Annotated in this window: 15 protein-coding genes and 4 pseudogenes; 11 read left to right on the top strand and 8 right to left on the bottom strand. The window is 68.6% G+C overall.

The annotated features are described in order from the left end of the window. Positions 1–27 precede the first annotated feature (27 nt). Both ACQEXA_RS11840 and ACQEXA_RS11845 read left to right on the top strand, forming a co-directional pair. Positions 28–636: a helix-turn-helix domain-containing protein gene (locus tag ACQEXA_RS11840; RefSeq protein WP_432924880.1), complete on the top strand. Its 609-nt coding sequence runs from the start codon at positions 28–30 to the stop codon at positions 634–636. After that, positions 609–1,160, top strand: coding sequence for an IS630 family transposase (locus ACQEXA_RS11845; protein ID WP_433134521.1), 552 nt, complete (start codon positions 609–611; stop codon positions 1,158–1,160). The genes ACQEXA_RS11840 and ACQEXA_RS11845 overlap by 28 nt, the downstream gene beginning before the upstream one ends. A 65-nt stretch (positions 1,161–1,225) precedes the next feature. On the opposite strand, the gene ACQEXA_RS11850 is transcribed toward ACQEXA_RS11845, so the two are convergent. Continuing rightward, positions 1,226–2,539, bottom strand: a complete 1,314-nt coding sequence (locus ACQEXA_RS11850; protein WP_433129701.1) for an IS701 family transposase — start codon at positions 2,537–2,539, stop codon at positions 1,226–1,228. 247 nt (positions 2,540–2,786) lie between these two features. Here ACQEXA_RS11850 and ACQEXA_RS11855 point away from each other — a divergent pair, with 247 nt between their 5' ends. Beyond that, positions 2,787–3,143, top strand: coding sequence for a helix-turn-helix domain-containing protein (locus ACQEXA_RS11855; protein ID WP_433134523.1), 357 nt, complete (start codon positions 2,787–2,789; stop codon positions 3,141–3,143). Here ACQEXA_RS11855 and ACQEXA_RS11860 read toward each other — a convergent pair. Next, a pseudogene (locus tag ACQEXA_RS11860) lies at positions 3,055–3,702 on the bottom strand (ISAzo13 family transposase); the annotation flags it as partial. The gene ACQEXA_RS11855 and the pseudogene ACQEXA_RS11860 overlap by 89 nt on opposite strands. Before the next feature lie 47 nt (positions 3,703–3,749). On the opposite strand from ACQEXA_RS11860, the pseudogene ACQEXA_RS11865 reads away from it, so the two are divergent. Then, positions 3,750–4,226: pseudogene (locus ACQEXA_RS11865) on the top strand (transposase); the annotation flags it as partial. Here ACQEXA_RS11865 and ACQEXA_RS11870 read toward each other — a convergent pair. Together ACQEXA_RS11870 and ACQEXA_RS11875 are read right to left on the bottom strand one after the other, a co-directional pair. Further along, a complete protein-coding gene (locus tag ACQEXA_RS11870) occupies positions 4,166–4,624 on the bottom strand; it encodes a hypothetical protein (protein ID WP_433129703.1) in 459 nt (152 codons plus the stop codon). The pseudogene ACQEXA_RS11865 and the gene ACQEXA_RS11870 overlap by 61 nt on opposite strands. A gap of 126 nt (positions 4,625–4,750) precedes the next feature. Beyond that, complete coding sequence (locus ACQEXA_RS11875) at positions 4,751–5,788, bottom strand: IS630 family transposase (RefSeq protein WP_433129705.1); 1,038 nt, start codon at positions 5,786–5,788, stop codon at positions 4,751–4,753. A gap of 394 nt (positions 5,789–6,182) precedes the next feature. Between ACQEXA_RS11875 and ACQEXA_RS11880 the strand changes: the two are divergent. Next, a pseudogene (locus ACQEXA_RS11880) lies at positions 6,183–6,473 on the top strand (relaxase/mobilization nuclease domain-containing protein); the annotation flags it as partial. A 217-nt stretch (positions 6,474–6,690) separates the two neighbouring features. Here the strand turns inward: ACQEXA_RS11880 and ACQEXA_RS11885 are convergent. Next, positions 6,691–7,182: a nuclear transport factor 2 family protein gene (locus ACQEXA_RS11885; RefSeq protein WP_433129707.1), complete on the bottom strand. Its 492-nt coding sequence runs from the start codon at positions 7,180–7,182 to the stop codon at positions 6,691–6,693. A 181-nt stretch (positions 7,183–7,363) separates the two neighbouring features. After that, on the bottom strand, positions 7,364–7,558 hold the full coding sequence (locus ACQEXA_RS11890; RefSeq protein ID WP_433129709.1) for a hypothetical protein: 195 nt from the start codon (positions 7,556–7,558) through the stop codon (positions 7,364–7,366). A 221-nt stretch (positions 7,559–7,779) separates the two neighbouring features. On the opposite strand from ACQEXA_RS11890, the gene ACQEXA_RS11895 reads away from it, so the two are divergent. Both ACQEXA_RS11895 and ACQEXA_RS11900 read left to right on the top strand, forming a co-directional pair. After that, positions 7,780–8,985, top strand: coding sequence for an IS4 family transposase (locus tag ACQEXA_RS11895; protein WP_433129710.1), 1,206 nt, complete (start codon positions 7,780–7,782; stop codon positions 8,983–8,985). An 82-nt stretch (positions 8,986–9,067) separates the two neighbouring features. Next, a pseudogene (locus tag ACQEXA_RS11900) lies at positions 9,068–10,338 on the top strand (ISL3 family transposase). A gap of 34 nt (positions 10,339–10,372) precedes the next feature. On the opposite strand, the gene ACQEXA_RS11905 reads toward ACQEXA_RS11900, so the two are convergent. Together ACQEXA_RS11905 and ACQEXA_RS11910 are read right to left on the bottom strand one after the other, a co-directional pair. After that, the gene (locus ACQEXA_RS11905) at positions 10,373–11,689 is read right to left on the bottom strand and encodes an IS701 family transposase (protein WP_433129712.1); all 1,317 of its coding nucleotides are present in this window, start codon (positions 11,687–11,689) and stop codon (positions 10,373–10,375) included. Between the two features lie 35 nt (positions 11,690–11,724). Next, positions 11,725–12,423, bottom strand: coding sequence for a transposase family protein (locus tag ACQEXA_RS11910; RefSeq protein WP_433129714.1), 699 nt, complete (start codon positions 12,421–12,423; stop codon positions 11,725–11,727). Positions 12,424–12,517: 94 nt separating this feature from the next. Here ACQEXA_RS11910 and ACQEXA_RS11915 point away from each other — a divergent pair, with 94 nt between their 5' ends. From ACQEXA_RS11915 to ACQEXA_RS11930, 4 genes are all read left to right on the top strand, one after another. Next, positions 12,518–12,871: a hypothetical protein gene (locus ACQEXA_RS11915; protein WP_433129716.1), complete on the top strand. Its 354-nt coding sequence runs from the start codon at positions 12,518–12,520 to the stop codon at positions 12,869–12,871. Between the two features lie 3 nt (positions 12,872–12,874). After that, complete coding sequence (locus tag ACQEXA_RS11920) at positions 12,875–13,405, top strand: transposase (RefSeq protein WP_433129718.1); 531 nt, start codon at positions 12,875–12,877, stop codon at positions 13,403–13,405. 2 nt (positions 13,406–13,407) lie between these two features. Then, positions 13,408–13,905, top strand: coding sequence for a transposase (locus ACQEXA_RS11925; RefSeq protein ID WP_433129720.1), 498 nt, complete (start codon positions 13,408–13,410; stop codon positions 13,903–13,905). 1,318 nt (positions 13,906–15,223) lie between these two features. Then, on the top strand, positions 15,224–17,140 hold the full coding sequence (locus ACQEXA_RS11930) for a multicopper oxidase family protein (RefSeq protein ID WP_433129722.1): 1,917 nt from the start codon (positions 15,224–15,226) through the stop codon (positions 17,138–17,140). Positions 17,141–17,480 lie beyond the last annotated feature (340 nt).

Below are 17,480 nucleotides of genomic sequence, written 5' to 3' on the forward strand. Positions count from 1 at the left end.
GCATGATGCGTGGTGAAGGACTGTGCCATGTATCCGCCTCTGTACGCGCGTCCGGCGCGTGATCCGGACGAGGAGCGCAAGATCCGCAAGCTGGCCGGCGCTCGTCATGCCCCCGCTGATTGGATCCTGCGAGCCCGCATGATCAGCCTCAGCTGGGCCGGGAAGCAGGTCACCGCCATCGCCGCCGAACTGGGTTGCCATCCCAAGACCGTGCGGGAGCGGCTGCACCGGTTCAACGCCGAGGGCATCGACGGGCTCGGCGACCGGCCGGTCCCCGGACGCCCCCGCCGGCTGACCGAGGCCGAGCGCTCGGTGATCATCGCTCTGGCCGAAAGTGACCCGCCCGGGCGCCCGGTGCCCGGTCCCGGCGGCGTCCTGAAGGCTGCCGACGAGGCCGGGCCGGGCGAGTGGACGCTGGATGCGCTCACCGAAGTCGCCCGCGAGCGGGGCATCGACGTCCACCGCAGCCAGGTGCGCCGGATCCTGCGGGCAGAGGGGGTGCACTGGCGGCACCCGCGGTCCTGGGCGCACAGCACCGATGCGGAGTTCGCCCCAAAAGGGCGCGGGTCGTCGGGCTGTACACCGACCCGCCGCCGCGCTCCACGGCGATCTGCGCGGACGAGCTCGGCCCGGTGATCCCGCGGACCTTCGCCCCCGCCCCAGGCTGGTCTCCCGGCGGGCACCGGATCAAGGCGCCGCTGGAATACTCCCGCGGGCGAGAGAAGACCCGGGTGTACGGGGCCCTGCGACCGGCGGACGGCCAGGAGGTGACCCTCTGCGCGCCGTCCCGCAATACCGCCGGCTGGCTCCGGCTACTGCAGGAGATCGCCCGGGCCAACCCGCGCGGCCGGCTCTACGTGATCGCCGACAACCTCTCCAGCCACACCAGCGGCCCCGTCCGCAGGTGGCTGCGGAAGCACCCGAGGGTCCATCAGGTCTTCATCCCCGTCGGCGCGTGCTGGCTGAACCTGGCCGAGGGCTGGTGGCGGCTGCTGCGCAAGGCCGCGCTGGCCGGGCAGACCTTCGCCGACCCCGGCGAGATCGCCTACGCCGTGAGGGTGGCCACCGCCCAACTCAACACCCGTGCCCGCCCGTGGGTTTGGGGACGACCACCGCCACCGCACCGCCGACTGCGCCGGAAGTTCGTCTACCTGCTTTGAGGAACGCAGCACTAGCGCTGGTTGGTCAGGTTGGGGCGGCCAGCGGGCGAGAGTGGCCCACATGCTCAAGCAGCGCCGCCAGTTCCGGCGGGGGCGGAGCGGTGGACCAGCGGTGCCAGTACAGCTGCAGGCGGGCCCAGGGGCACAGCCAGCTGCGGACCTGCCGCAGTGTGTCCTGTCAGATGATCCGTCGCGGATTTTTCCCCCAGCGGCCCGCTGTCCGTGCTGTCGGCGTTCCCTGTCTCACCGTCAGGAGAGGCCGCGGTCAGCAGGCTGAAGGTGAAGGCCAGCATCACCAGCTGCCAGTGCCGCACGATGGCCTCCTCGGAGCGGACCTGGAAGTCCGCCCAGCCCAGCTCGTGCTTGACCGGCTTGTAGTAGTGCTCGATCCAGTCCCGCAGCCGGTAGATCCGGTAGACCTCGAGCGCATCGGCCTCGGTCACCGAGAGGTTGGTGGCCATGAACCAGGTCGAATCGGCCGTGAGAACCGTCGGGTCGGCACTCGCGGCGATCAGGCGCACCCCGCGGGTGGGGCCATAGGCGGTGCCCAGTTCCAGCTCGGCGACGTAGCGCACCAGCGGCCTGTGGTGGCTGTCGGTGAGCACCAGGCGTTGCCAGTCCTCCAGCGGCAGGCGGGCGGCGGCCTCGGCGGGGGTGAACGCCGGTGGATGAGCGGGGTCGTCCACGAACTGCCAGGTGCCGTGGCTGGGCCGCAGGGCCAGCACATAGCGGATCCTGGCGGCCCTCAAGCGTCCCTCGAGCTTCGGGTTTTCGCCGTAGACGCAGTCGGCGACCACCGCCCGGAAGGGCACGCCGGCCCCCCGGGCCTGCTCGATCAGCTGCCAGGCCAGCTCCGGCTTGGTGGCGAAGGCCGGATCGGCCTTGCCCTTCGGCAGCCGGGCGGCCGGCCGGTAGGGCCGCACCCCCAGCGGCACGTGGCGGGTGCCGTCGGCCCAGTGGCTGGTGACGGAGACGACGCCGTTGGCGGTGTGGCCGAGCTTGCCGAGGTACTGCTGGGCGGCCAGCACGATGCCTCGTCCCCGCTTGGGGTCCCCGGTCTCATCGATGATGAGCACCCCGTTGGTGTGCGGCCCCAGGCCCGGGTGCTGCCGCCACAGCTCCAGTCGGCGCGCGCCCAGGGCGTCGGGATCCCAGGGGGCGTCGTGCAGGAAGTGGTGCAGCCGCTGGCGGTCGGCCCCGGGGACCAGCGCGGCCAGCTCGGTCAGGGTCTTGTTGCGCTCACGGGGCAGCAGCAGGCCGATGAGGTAGTGCCGCAGGGCGGTGCGCTCGGCCAAGCGGCAGAACAGGTCATCGAAGTGGCCGCAGAACCGGTCGATCGCCTCCGCCGTCGGCGCGGTCGGCTTGCGCGAAGTGGCCATAGGGCACCCCCACCGGAATGGCCCAGCCGGACACCTCAAGCGTACGTCCGCCTCCCCCGACCTGACCAACCAGCGCTAATGCTGGGTTCCTCTTTCTCTGGGTGTATGTCCTGGTGCCGGGGTGGTTCGGGTGTTCGGGGGCGGGTGCTGGGCGATGGTCTTACGAGCTCGGCCGGGGCGTGGTGAGGACGAACGCAGGATCGTTCACCGGTCGTCCCGGGCGCGGAAGGCTCCACGGGACGTGGTGATGCGGGCCCGGATGATTGAGATGAGCTGGTCGGGACTACGCGTACCGGCGATCGCCTCGGAGCTGGGCTGCAGCCAGAAAACGGTCCGCTGCTGGCTGCACCGCTTCAACCGCTCGGGCCTGCCAGGACTGGAGGATCTGGGTGGGCAGGGCCGTAAACGACGGATCACCGAAGAAGAGCGGTCGAGAATTATCTCCCTGGTCAAGACCGTTCCGCCGGGGCGGCTGAGGTGGGAGCCCGTCGGAGAGCTGTGGGCCTTCGACGAGTCACCTGGACCGGGTCGCCCTTCGGTCGCCACTGGCGGCCGACGTTCGGTAGCTGGCCGAGCACCTCCTTCTTCTTCGTGTCCACGCTGATCACCGGCTCGCCGTCGGCCTGGTGCTGTTTGACCTGCTCGTTGATGTAGTGGAACTGGGCGTCCCGGTCCGGATGCTGCTTGCCCTCCAGCGTTTTGGCCTGGGCTTGCAGGCTGAACCCGTTCTCCTTCAGTAGTCGGCCCACCGTCATCGCCGAGACGGGGTGGCCCTGACGGGTCAGCTCCTGGGCCAGGATGCGCAGCGACTTCGTCGTCCAGCGAAGCGGGGACATCGGATCGCCTCGCTCATCCGGCTCGACCATCGCCATCAGCGCGGGCAGCACCCCGGAGTCGACTTCCTCGGCGCGTCTGCGTCCCCCGCCCGACCTGCGTACCCGTCCTTCGGGAAGCGGCAGTTCACCAGCTTCCAGTTCGACAACGCCCCGGCGGACCGTCGTCTCGCTCACCCTGGCAGCACGAGCCACAGCTCGGATGCCGCCATGGCCGAGCAGCCGGGCCTCCGTCGCCAGCATCAGCCGTCGCTGCCGCTCGTTCAGATGCGGCAGCAACACCTCAAATCGCACGGCAAGTTGGCCGTGCACCCCCTCCGAAAACGCCATACCAGATCAACGACACCAGCAGGCAGAAGCGACACCTTGTTTCTCTACGGCTCCACTTCCTGCGCAATGTCTTCGGCGTGATCAGCAAGGAGTCGGCCGAGATGGTCGCCGCGACGATCCGCACGATCTTCGCCCAGCCGACCGGCGAGACGGTCCGTGCCCAGCTCGACACCGTCGCCGACATGCTCGGCGGCCAGTTCCCCAAGGTCAAGGCGATGCTCCTGGAAGCGAAGGAGGACCTGACCGCGTTCGCGGTCTTCCCCGAACGCCACTGGAAGAAGATTCAGTCCACCAATCCACTGGAGCGGGTCAACCGCGAGGTCAAGCGCCGCGTCGACGTCGTCCAGGTCTTCCCCAACGACGACGCGCTCCTGCGACTGGTCACCGCCGTCTTGTTCGAACTGCACGACGAATGGATCGCCTTCCCCCGCCGCTACCTGCCCGAGGGAAGCATGGACCAGCTCTACCCCGCCGAGCTCCCCGACAGCGCCCCCGCGCTACCGAACACCACCAACACGCCCTGACCAAGATCGGCTGCACCAACCAGCGGGACACCATCGATCAGGGTGCCGTCGATCAGGACGACGTGGCCGCCCTTTCGGGTGACTTTCTTCAGCGCCCGGTCCAGCCGTGGGGCCCGTGCGGCGAGCAGTTCGATCGCCTCCAAGACCCAGCGGCGCACCGTCGTGGCGGAGATGCGGTTGCCGCCGGCCATGTCGGCAAGCCGCTGGTCGTGGCGGAGAACGGCGAGGACGATCGTGGCGATCTGTCCGGGTGGGAGCTTGCGCCACCGGGAGCCGATCTTCTTCAGGTGGCCGCGCAGCAGGTCGCCGATCAAGGTCAGAGTGGCCGTGGACAGCGTGAGGCTGGACTGGTAGACAACTGTCTCGGTGTCCCTGGCGGGGCTGCTGTTGTTCGACATGCATCATCAACTGCCGCCGGGGGCACTGCCGTTACGGCCCGAAGGCACGAGCATGCCAGAGGCGGGAAGCTCACAGCGTGGTGGTGAACTTTCCGTCGGCCAGCTTGCGCAGCCAGCCCCGCTCAGCTAAGCGGATGACCTGAAGTTCTGCGCGTAATCCCTCGGCAGCCAGGGTGAGGCCCAGGGTGCGGCGGTGGTCAGCATCTGGGTGGGTGAGCGTTGTCGGAAGAAGGCGTGGACCTGGCGCAGGCGGCTCGGCCAGGTGACGGCGGTGTTGGCGAGGAACGCCTTCAGCGCGGCCCAGATGCGCTCGACCGGGTTGTCGTGCGGGCTGTAGCGGGCGCCGAACAGCAGGCGCAGGCGGGGCTGGTCGGCCAGGTAGGCGGTCACCGCCTTCGCGTGGTGGATGCTGTCGTTGTCGCAGAGCACCGCGACGGCCGGGGTGTCGGGGTAGGCGGCCAGCAGCAGTTGGAGGAGGGCGACGAAGGTGGCGGCACTGCGGCGGCGGTCGAGGGTGTAGACCCAGGCGCCGGTGGCCACCTCCAGGGCACCGAAGACGGTGGTCTGCCGGTTCTTTCCCGGGGTGGCCACTTGCTGCCGCGTCCCGCGCAGGATCCAGCTCGCCCGGATGTGCGGCAGCAGGTGCAGGTGGGTCTCGTCCTCGGCCCAGACCACCGACCCACGGGGCAGGGCCCGCAGTTGCCGGCGCAGGGCGGCCAGGACGCGCCGCCGGTTCGGGTCGCCCTTGGCCGTCAGGCGGGGCCGCCGCCAGGCCGCCTGCTCGCGCGTGCGCCGGTAAACGGTGCGCGGGCTGATCTTCGGCCGGCCCAGGCGGTGGTGGATCCGGCGGACGGTCCACGGCCCGGGGCGGGTCAGCAGGCGGCGGATGCGCTCGCTCAACCTCGGCCCGCCGAGCCGGGGGCGTCCTGGGCGGGGGCGGTCGGCCAGGCCCGGGGCGCCGTCGGCGTGGTAGCGGTGGATCCAGCGGCGCACCGTGGCCGGGTGGTAGCCGAGCAGCTCGCCGATCTCTCCTGCGGTCAGGCCGGCGGCGGACAGCAGCACCATCACGACGCGGGCGGCCTCCCGCCAGCGGTGGTGCAGCAGGTGGTACAGGTGCTGGTCCGCCACGCCGGGAGGGTTGGCGAACACGGATGCCGGACGCATACTGGCCTTGACCTCGCCGGTTTTGTCATAGTTTGTTCAACCTCGATACAACACCCGGCGAGGTCCCCGTGTCATCGAGGCCATCGCGCCCGGCCGACGCCGCCGCCCCGGATTCCGCGCAGAACTTCAGGTCATCCGCTTAGCCGGTTCAGCTTCGCCCGCAGCGCCTCCGACCGGGCGGGTTCCAGCGAGATGCCGAGTTCGGACCGCCACTGGCACACCCGCGACCTCGCCCGCCACCTCGGCTCGATGTACCGGCAACTCGACAGATGGGCCACACAAGGACTCATCACCAAGACCCAACCTGCGACCTACGCCAGCCCGAGGCCCCCCTCAAAACCCTTGCCACCAGCGCAAATACGCTAACTACCCGACCTTGGGACAACGCCCTACCTCGGTCGCCCGCCGCTTGGTCCAAGCCGTCGGCCTCGCCCCCGAAGGAGACCCGGACGAATGCCGCTGGGTCTCCGTACGCCACGGGGACGACCACATCCACATCCTCGCCACCATGGTCCGAGGCGACCTGCGTCGCCACAGGATGAACTACGACTACAAGAAGGCCCAGGCCGAATACCGCCGCATCGAACAGGAGATGGGCTTGCGCACGCTCAAACCCGGTGACGGTACCGGAGCCAAGACGCCCACCAGCGCCGAACGCTTCAAAGCCGAACGAACCGGCGACCCGAGGTACGGAGGCGGACGACCGGAATTCCGGGTTGTACATCCGCCCTGCCGTGTGAACCATCCTCCCGGACCATGAAGATCCGCCATCAGAGCGTCTACACCTCAGGGGTCACCTCACAGGCCGCACGGACCCAGGTAAGCGTCACAACTTGCCCAACCCCGTGCGGCCTTTCTGGCGTCACGGGTCAACCGTCACCACCGCTCTCGCCTCAAGGTCGTTACCGATTTACGGTCGGCAGGCTGTGCGGCAGGCTATGCAGGACGTCGAGTCGGGTGAGTTTCCACACCCCGTCAATGCTGCGAAGGTCTGAATCATACAAGCCGATCATGATCGGCGTGATGCTGCCCTGCACCCCTAGAAGGCCCTTCGGCCAGCCACCCTCAGGCTCCGCATCAGCGACCGTCGACATCACCACGAACTGCGCGTTCATGGTCGCCTGGTCGCCGTCGACCTCGATGACATGGTCGGTGGTCATGTGGTGCAGGTACAGCCGCTCCGCGAGCGGCGGCCATCCCTCAGCAAATGCCTTGATCTCCCCCGCGCCGGTGATCGCCTCCCCGGAGAGCTGGTACTTCCCCGTGCCGGATCGGCCGAAGAACCGGAACACCCCGTCCTCGGCGAACAGCGCGGCCAGGGCCGCGTGGTCCCGCTCGTCATTGGCGCGGACGTACCGGGAGAGGACGTCCTGAATCTCGTACCTGTCGTTCATCAATGTCTCCATGGAGTGATCAGCGCGCGAAGCGGCGCTCGTAGCCCTGCCAGAGCGCGTCGAAGCCCTGGCGCCGCCATGGTGAGTGCCTGGTGGGTGGGCTTACCAAGGACCTCATTGAGGGTAACAGCTTGACGGGGCAAGTATTGAGGTGACCCTTGAGGTGACTCTGCTGGTCTTTTCACGGTGACGCGAGTGAGAGGCGGAGGGTGTCGAGGCGTGAGGTCCAGCTGCCGCCGAGCGGGGTTCCGGTGAGCCATGCGTCGATGCGGACGAGGTTGAGGGCCATCGCGGTGAGTACGTGTTGCAGGTGGGTTTTGGCAATCCCCTTGTAGCGCGCGTGGTGGGCGTCGCAGCGGCGGGATGCCTGGGACATGGTGCCCTCGATTCCCGAGCGCAGGGCATATTGCTCAAGGCCGGGTATTTGGAGGACTGGCAGTGGAACGACACGCTCAGCGGAGCACCACAAGGCGGCGTTGCCACGCCCCCAACGCAATGGGCAACTTCTGCTTCGAAGTGACGCTCAGCTACCGGCGGTTGGAGAAGCTGCCGCGCACGAAGAGTAGGCCACGTCGTGACGGGTAGTACATTCATGACATGGTGCGCGGGGAGCGTGTCGACGGCATCGAGTACGCCCGGCGGGTCAATGCCGCCGCTGACCTGGTCGCGGCGGGAGTGTCCGCCCTTGCCGCCGCGCGTGTGCTGGCCGGCCGGTACGAGGTGTCGGTGCGTCAGGCACGCCGGTATGTGGAGCAGGCCATGGCTGCAGGCCGCGTCGATGTCCCCGAAGCGAACGTCGTGTTCACCGTCAAGCTGCCCGGCTCGCTGGCCGAGCGGGCGCGGGCTCATGCCCGCGCGGGTGATGCCACCTGGGACGGTTACCGGGTGCCCAGCGACGGGGCGATCTCCCTGGCGCGCTACCGGCTCGGCGAGGCGCCGCTGCGGTACCTGTTCGAGGAGGTCGCCGCGCCGGTGGCCGATGAGCGGATGCCGGATTCGTTCTGGCGGGGCCTGCGGCTGATGGCGGTGGACGGCACGGTCTTCGACCTGCCCTCGGGTCGGCACAACGAGGCCGCTTTCGGTGTGCCGGCCGGAGGCAGCCGCCCGCAGGCCCGCCTGGTCGCTCTGGCCGAGTGCGGCACCCTGGCCCTGGCCGGGGCGGCCTTCGACTCCGTCGAGGTCGGTGAACGGGTCCTGTTCGAACGCCTGCTGGACCGGCTGACGCCGGGCATGCTGCTGCTGGCCGACCGGGGCTTTCCCTCCTACGACCTGTACACGGCCGCCGCCGCGACGGGTGCCGAACTGCTGTGGCGCGTTTCGGCCTCCTTCGCCCTGCCCGTGAAGAGGCGCCTGGCTGATGGCACGTACCTGTCCGAACTGCGCGGCACCAGGCGCACCGAGCGCGTCACGGTGAGGGTCATCGAGTACAGCGTGGCCGACGACGACGGCGTCAGTGAGGTGTTCTGCCTGGTCACCACTCTGCTGGACCCCGAGACGGCCCCGGCGCTCGAACTGGCCCGCACCTACGCCGAACGGTGGTCGGTGGAGGTCCTGTTCAAGCTGGTCAAGATCGACCTACGGCAAAGCGGCGGCGTCCTGCGGTCAGGCAAACCCGAGGGCGTACGCCAGGAACTGTGGGCCCTGCTGTGCGTCTACCAGGCCCTGCGCACCCTGATCACAAGAGCCGCCGTGACCGCCGGTATCGACCCGGCCCGCATCAGCTTCCCGCCCGTCCTGGATGTCGTCAAAAGCTCCGTACGGACGGCCTTTTCCGGCTCCCCTGTCGCTTCCGTGGGTCGCTGACCAGGGGCGATGCAAGCAACACGCCGTACCCGGGATACGTTTCGACTGCTAAAGGTACGAAACGGAAGAACCTGGATACGGCGTGCGATCTTCAAGGATACGGACTCGGCTGCTCGGTGTCGAAAGGACCGTGATCGAGTCGGTGGAGGTCGAGGAGTGCGACCCCGACGCAGACGACGGCGACGTGCTGATCGTGGTGCACGCCCGTCCGGCCAGGGGCCGCCGTCAGCGGTGCGGGGTCTGCGAGCGCCGGTGCGCCGGGTATGACAGCGGTGAGGGCCGTCGGCGCTGGCGGGCGCTGGATGTGGGCACCCTGCGGGCGGTGATCGAGGCGGAGGCGCCGCGGGTGTTTTGCCCAGAGCATGGCGTGACGGTGGCCGCGGTGCCCTGGGCCAGACGCGGCGCCGGGCACACCCTGGCGTTCGACGACACGGTGGCGTGGCTGGCCACGCACTGCTCGAAGACCACGGTCACCGAGCTGATGCGGATCGGCTGGCGCACGGTCGGCAGTATCTGTGCCCGGGTATGGACGGATGTCGAGGAGTGGGTGGACCTGCTGGCCGGGCTGCGCCGGATCGGGATCGATGAGATCTCCTACAAGAAGCGCCACAAGTACCTGACCATCGTGGTCGATCACGACACCGGCCGCCTGGTGTGGGCAGCTGCGGGCAGGGACGCGGACACCCTGCGGGCCTTCTTCGACCTGCTGGGCGAGAAGCGGGCAGCGAAGATCACGCACGTGACCGCGGACGCCGCCGAGTGGATCTCCACGGTCGTGGCCGAGCGGTGTGCGAACGCGGTGCGGGTGATGGACCCCTTCCACGTCGTGCAGTGGGCCACCGATGCCCTGGACGAGGTCCGCCGCGCGGTGTGGAATGCCGAGCGCGGTGGCAAGGGACGGGCCACGCGCGGGTCGAAGTCGCTGAAGAAGGCCCGCTTCGCGCTGTGGAAGAACCCCGAGGATCTCACCTCCGGCCAGCGTGCCCAACTCGCCTTCATCGCCAGGGCCACCCCGTCCTGCACCGCGCTTACCTGCTCAAGGAGGGCCTGAGGGTCGCCCTCAAGCAGGGCGCGGACATCGGCGAAGCGTTACGGGACTGGGTGACCTGGGCCCGGCGTTGCCGCCTGGAGCCATTCGTGAAGCTGCAACGCGCCGTCGTCAGGCACTGGGACGCCATCACCGCTGCCGCCGAGCACTCCATGAGCAACGGTCTGGTCGAGAGTATGAACACCAAGATCCGGCTGATCACCCGTATGGCGTTCGGCTTCAAGGACCCCGACGCCCTCATCGCCCTCGCCATGCTCAGCCTCGGCGGACACCGCCCCCACCTACCAGGCCGTCAAACCCCATAACCGCTACCCACGGATCCGACTCGTCTTTCGCAGTTCAGGCGGCAGCGGAGGCCCATGCCCGCTGGACTTCCAGGATTTCGGCGGCTGTTGGGGGTTGGGCCCGCAGGGGGTTAAATCGGGCGGCGATGACGGTGCGTCGCAGTGCGAGGGCCATGTCCTCGAAGGAGGGTTCCCGCTTGGTGGTGTACCAGGGTGCGGTGCTGCGGTAGGCGGCCACGTCCGCGGCCGGGTCGCCGAACTGGCTGTACCACAACGGGATCAGGCTGGTGCAAATCATGGCGAATGGCACGGTGCGTTCGACCGCGGCCCGGGTGCGGTTGCGGGCCTGCCCGGCGCCGACGACCTGCTTGGCGTCAAAGACGGCGACCTCGATGGACCAGCGCCTGGCGTAGCGGGAGACCAGGGCCGCAACTGATGAGGCCAGGTCGGTGGTGACCACGGTCAGCTCCTTGCCCCGCACGGCAGGGTTACGCACGGTCAGCACCCGCACGGGGCGGGGCCCGAAGACGCCGTACCACAGGCAGACGGTCTCGGCCACCCGCACTGTGACGGCGTGCCCGTAGCAGGTGGTGCGGCAGGGGCGGAAGCGGGTGCGGGCGGCGAGGTCGGCGCTGGTGCCCAGCCGGTCGCCCTTGAGCCGGGGGCGTCCGCGCCTGCCGGTCGGCGCGGGCGGCAGACCGTAGAAGACCGACCGGTGGGCGGCCCGGGTGGTGAAGGTGATCCGGTCGGGCAGTCCGCGCAGCACGTGCGTGGCGTAGGCGCCGTCGGCGACGACGTGCAGGGTGCGGTCGGGGAAGGCACGGGCGAGCAGTTCCACCAGGGTGCGGGCGAGCTGGACCCGGGTGACGGTGCCCTTGCCGGCCCACAGGCGCAAGAGCACCGGCAGGCAGATTGGGCGCGGGCAGCCGGGCAGGTGCACCACCAGGCCGGCGATCACCCAGCAGTGGCCCCAGCCGACCTGAAGGGGCTTGGGGGCGTTGACCGAGCCGTCGTATCCCCACAGCACGCCGAAGACCTTCTTGCCGCGGCGGCGGAAGAAGGTCTCGTCCACCGCCACCTCCAGTGCCGCATCCGACGGCAGGAGCAGGTCAGCGATCAGGCGGGCCAGGGCCAGGCCGACCCGGTCGGCCGACCAGCGGGCGGTGGAGAAGAAGCGGTGGGCGCGGGCGTGGTGCCACACCCCGCCCAGACCGGCGCCCAGCAGCATGCCGCACACGGTGTGGCGGCCGGTCTGCGCGATCATCCCCACGACCAGTGCGGTGAACGCTCGGTAAGTCGGCGCCCGGAAACAGGGCCGCAAGACGCCCAGCAGCCAGTCCAGGGACGGCGGTACAGTCGGAAACGGAAGCATCGACGGGTCACTCCTCTCCGGGAGCGGAACTTCTTCTACCGTCGATGCTTCCTCGCGTCCCGGCCGACGGCGACACCCGCCGCAAGAGAACCGATCGCCGCCCCAGTCGTCACTACCGACCAAGCAAACTGCGAAAGACGAGATCCGACAGGAGGGCCGGATTTGCTCTTCGTGGCGATCTGCCGCTGGGAGATCACGGCCTGGCTCTCGTGCAGGACCGCAGCCAGGAGGTGGACGGCCGTCTGGCCGTCACGACGGCTGCCGCGGACGGCCTTGCCGTCGACGGCCAGTCCCACCAGCGTGGGCGTCTCGTCCTCGACCGGGTCACGGGAGTACCGGGCGAGCCAGGCACCCACGGCGTCATCGAAGGCGTCGCCGTCGATGCGGGACAGCAGGCGGCCCACGGTGGTGGCGCGCGGGAGACGCGTAAGGCCGATGCGTGTCCGTGTTTCAGGGGTGGCGTCGACGGCGAACCGGGCGATGCCGGCCAGTGTGGTGGCACCGCCGAGGACTGCGAGCAGGCACAGGGCGAGCAGGGAGCCCAGCCGGTAGCGGCGGCCCCTGACCCGCCTTGGATCGGGGAGCCGTCCAGGATCTCGCGAAGTGAGGTGAGCTGCTCGGGCGGGCAGGGCAGGTCGGCGTGCCCGCAGTGGCGCTGCATGACGTCGATCAGGGAGGATGACACGCGAACGCGACCCCTGTTCGTGATCAAAGGCTTCGAGAACCTTGATCATCGGGGGTCGCGTTCACCGTCTGCAGTCCGGCCGCCTCGGTGCATGCACACGCGATCAGCTCATCTCGCCGAGTGAGAGCGCATCAGCCCTGGGCGTGGTGCTGTTGCGGAAGGTCGCCGAGCGCGTCGGCCTGGCCACCGCGCTGAGTGCGGCGTTACCGAAGGGCACCGGACCGTGCCGGCGGGATCGGGGCATGGCGCTGGTCCAGCTGGCCTGCGCGATCGTGCTCGGCGCGACGAACGTCCTGGAGGCCGAGCAACTCCAGTACCACTGGCGTCCGGTGTTCCCGCGGCCGGTCTCGGACAGTACCCTGCGCCGCGCCCTGGCGGCGATCGACACCCCGGTCGCGGCCCGGGTGGAACGCGCCCGCGCCGCGATACGCCGTGTGATGTGGATGCTGCTCGCCCTCCGACCCGGCGGCTTCCCCTGGATCTGGGTGTGCAGTTGAGAGTTGACCGGCTGGTACGTCCTCGACCTCGACGCGACCATTGTCACCTGCACCAGCCGGAAGGAAGGCGCGGCGGGCACCTTCAAGGGCAGCTTCGGCCACATGCCGCTGGGGGCGTGGGTGGCCAACACCCGTGAGTGCGTCGCCATGCTGCTGCGGCCCGGCAACGCGCCGCCCAACGACGTCGCCGACCACAAGACGGTCCTGGCTGCCGCGCTGCGGCAACTCCCTCTGCCGCTGTGGTCGAAGCTGCTGATCCGGATCGACGGCGCGGCCTTCAGCCACGACGTCCTCGACCACCTCCAGGCGCTGACCACCAGCTGGCGCCGGGTGCGCTGGGTGACCGGCTGGGCCATCAACGAGACGGGCGAGCAGGCCATCGCGCTGCTGCCCGAGAACGTGTGGACCTGCGCGCAGCGGCAGGACGGCGAGGTCCACGAGATCAAGGGACCCGACGGTGAATGGATCTCCTACCAGGTCGCCGAGCTGACCGGGGTCCGTGACCTGACCGGCTGGCCGCGGGGATGCGGCTGATCGTGCGCCGGGTCAAGCCTTCGCGGCGGGATGCGAAGAAGCTGACCGTCTTCGAGAAGTGCACCGGCTGGCGCTACCAGGTCATCGCCACGAACATCCCCGCCCACCAGGGACTTTCCGGGGTGCCGGGCTCCGGGCAAGTGTGGTTCGTGGACGCCCTCTACCGTGATGACGCCGAGGTAGAGGACCGCGTCAAAGCGATCAAGCGGGCCGGCCTCGGGCTGCTGCCCTCGAAGTCCTGGCAGCTGAATGCCGCCTGGGTGCTGGCCGCCACGATCGCCGCCGACCTCGACGCATGGACCCGGCTCCTCCTCCTGCACGACGAGCCCGCCCTCGCCGCCGCGGAGCCGGAGACGATCCGCACGAAGCTCTACCACCTGCCCGCCAGGCTCACCGCCCACGCCCGCAGGCGCACCCTCCACCTCGACCGCGCCTGGCCCTGGGCAGCGGCGTTCACCACCGCCTGGCAGCGGGCAACCCAGCTTCCGGCCCTCACCTGACCGGCCGACCACCACCCCAACGACACCGGAGAGGAGAGCACTGCACCACCCTCGGGCCCGTGGAACCCGACGCCCCCGCAGCGTCATGCGACGGCCAGTCCCGACACGGCACGGGACATATCGGGCAGCCAGCCGCTTACGACGTCGTCGGCAGTCCTTGGAAGAATCGAGGCCAGTGGATGAACGCGGGATCGGGGCTACGGCCGTGCGCACGGCGCGTCTTTTCCCGTAACAAGTCGTAGAGCTGCTGGGTCGTGCTGCCCGCTTCCCCTTGGCGGATCAGTCGTAGACCGTCTTGTAGGGCGGGAAGTCGTGCGGCAGCCGCCGGCACCAGCAGTCACAAGGACATCCCGAAACACCAACTTGCCCATATCGGTCGCCTCTTATGTTCCTGTGTATGACAGTGAGAGGTCGGCTCTACGTTTCCTGGCTAGCCTAAATCCTAGTGACTTAACGACCATCGAAGACCCGTGCAGACAGCATTTTCGCACGTCAGAGCATCAAAGTGCGTGTTAAATCACTGGCATTGTGGCTAGCCACCTCAGTGCAGATCCGGGGGGAATCGCGTGCTGGGCTTTGGGCCAGCGGTGCCAACCTCAAGTCGGCAACAGGGTAGCCGCGTGGGCGTTAACGGGGACGTCCGCAGCGACCGACCCGAGCGGGTCTCCCCGTCAGCCGGCGACTCCATGTGCACTGCGATCCGGCCTCCTTGCCCTCCGGCAATACGGCCGGAGGGCCACAAGGAAAGGAACCGAGTTGTGAAACACGCCGTCCTGCCTCTTGTGGGGCTGCTGCCTGGCGGTCTGCCGGCAACATCTTCGGCGATCGCTGAAACCGAACAGCTTGGGGGCGAGAATCGTCCGGCGGCGGCCGGGCGCGGCAAGTCGCATTCCAGGTGTCTGTGCGGTCAACGGCAGTCGTAACGTGAGCGACCCCTGCCGCAGCTCGGAAATCCATCGAGCTCTGCAATCGCCGCCCATGGGTACTCAGACCGGGTGCGCACAGTCGGTTCAGGGTGGCGTGGGTCTCGGCCCTGGTGGCGAAGCCGACCCAGGCGCTGCCGACCGAGCTGACTAGCAGCGGGCCGCCCGATAAACGAAGTGTCAACTGCTGTGCCCCCGTGTTGCGCCACAGCGCATGACTGACAGGCGACTCGGGCACGCTCCGGCGACCTCACGGGGACAGGCGCCCGGACACATCACTCAGTTCTCTGGAGCATCGTTGTACAAAGCAACGATGCCCGGGTGCTCACACACAACAACAACGTTCAATACGGGAATAATCCAACATGAAGCACTCTCGACGTACTTTCCTTGGCATGGCCGGCGGCACCGCTGTCGGTGCCGCCGTGGCCGGCACGGGCGTCTACGGTCTGACCGGCGGAAGCGCGGAGGCCAGCGCGACGGACGGCCAGACGTTGACTGGCGGCGCCAACCTGACGCTCGACGGTGTCAGCTCGCCGCAGTTCACTGAGCTGACACCGTTCAAGGACGAGCTGCGCATCCCCCCGACGCTGACCCCCGGGGTCGGGGTCACGGAGGTCAGCCTGGTCCAATCCCGGATCCGTCTGCACTCCCAGATGCCGGCGACCCCTCTGTGGACCTACGCGGGCTACTTCCCCGGGCCGACAATCGAGGTGCAGAAGGGGCAGACGACCCGCATCGCTTGGAAGAACAAGCTGAAGGGCACCACCCCCGTCAAGGCCGTGTGGGCGGCCCCCGACGGCCCCGGGCCTGGCCTGCTGCCCTACAACCAGCCGGGATCCGCGGATACGCTCCCGCGCCCCGAGATCGACAAGCTCACTGCCTGGACTGCGGTCCACCTGCACGGCGGCCACGACCACGGCCTGCACGACGGCGGGGCGGACCTCGCGGTCACGCCCGGCGACGCGCAATTGTCCGAATACGGCAACGACATGGCCGCAACGCACCTCTTCTACCATGACCACGCCATGTCGGTCACCGCAGTGAATGTGGCAGCCGGTCTGCTGGGCAACTACATCATTCGCGACGACGTGGAGACCGGGCTCGGTCTGCCCAGCGGTGCCTACGAGATCCCGCTGACGATCCAGGACGCCAACTTCGCATCCGACGACCAGGGGCGACTGACCGGGCAGATCCTTCACAAGAAGGTTTATGTCACGAAGCCGGAGCCGGGGAAGATCCCGCCGTCGTTCGCGTCCCTCGGGCCGTTCACCATGGTGAACGGTGTGGTGTGGCCTTACCTGAACGTGGAGGCCCGTGCTTACCGTTTCCGTCTGCTGAACCGGTCGGCTACCCGCGTCTACCGGATGGTTGTGGTGGACGAGGAGACCGGCAAGGTGGTGAAGGGGGCCATGAAGGTCGTCGCCACCGACCTGGGCCTGCTCGGCGCTCCTCAGACCATCGACGAGGCGCTGTCGCTCTCCCCCGCGGAGCGCGCCGACGTTGTGATCGACTTCGCTGCCTTCCCGGGCAAGAAGCTCAAGCTCGTCAACACCGTTCCGGGCATCACCCCCGGCGACGCCATGCCCGCGGCCCTCATCCCCTACCCCCAGATCATGCAGTTCCGCGTCGCGCGGGAGGGGAACAAGGCCTACACCGTTCCGGCAGCGCTGGCTCCCAACTTCAAGAACGTCACCCTCGACGACGTTGCCGGGGGTGAAGAGCGGTTCGTCGTGCTCACCCTCGACAAGGCCGGCATGCCGGTGATCTGGGAGATGAAGGAAGTCTCCGCCAGCGCATCCGGCGAGGGCGTCGTCAAGATCACCCTATCTAGTGGGACGAAGACCATCCGTCGTGTGGCCTCGATCTTCGAGGATGCCACCAACTTCTTCGCATCCAGCAACACGTGGGAGAAGTGGAACCTCATCAGCATCGCACCACCCAACGTGCCGATCTACCACCCGATTCACATACACCTGCTGGACTTCCAGGTGGTGGACCGGCGTAGCCTCGACGTCAGCGGATTCGACTTCAACGGCGGGACCACCACGTCCCCCATCACCGTCGGGGATCGGGTGCCCGTTGCCCCTGAGGAGTCCGGCTGGAAGGACACCATCACCGTCAACGCGAACACAATGGTCACGATTGGAGGAAAGATCGCCGAGCAGACCGGTAGGGTCATGTACCACTGCCACCTCCTCGACCACGAGGACGAGGGCATGATGCGGCCGTTCGTGGTCATGCCGCCGGCCGTACACGACATCCACATGGGCCTGCTGGCGCTGAGCCGCGGTGATGACAACTCGATGTAACCGGGTCATGGGCTCCTCGCCGTTGAAGGCTGCGCGCTAACCCTCGATCGTACTCGGCGGCTGGTGAACCAGCCGCGGCCATGGACGCAGGGCTTGGCGACCGGTTCCACCTGATGGGTGAACCACAAGCCGACGCGCTCAGGGGGCATCCGGTCGAAGATCTGCGGCTGAACGGGACGCCCATCTCCGGGTCAGGCCCCGGTGGTTCGGATCCACGCGTGTGGGTCCAAACCACCGGGCCCAGCGCCTGATACGAACCGAGGTGCACCGGGCACCGGCGAGTGCGGGGAGGCCGACAAAGCGGCAGACGGGGACGCGCCCGATACCGCGGGCTCTGCAC

The organism is Streptomyces sp. CA-106110 (assembly GCF_050936285.1).
Classification (GTDB): domain Bacteria; phylum Actinomycetota; class Actinomycetes; order Streptomycetales; family Streptomycetaceae; genus Streptomyces.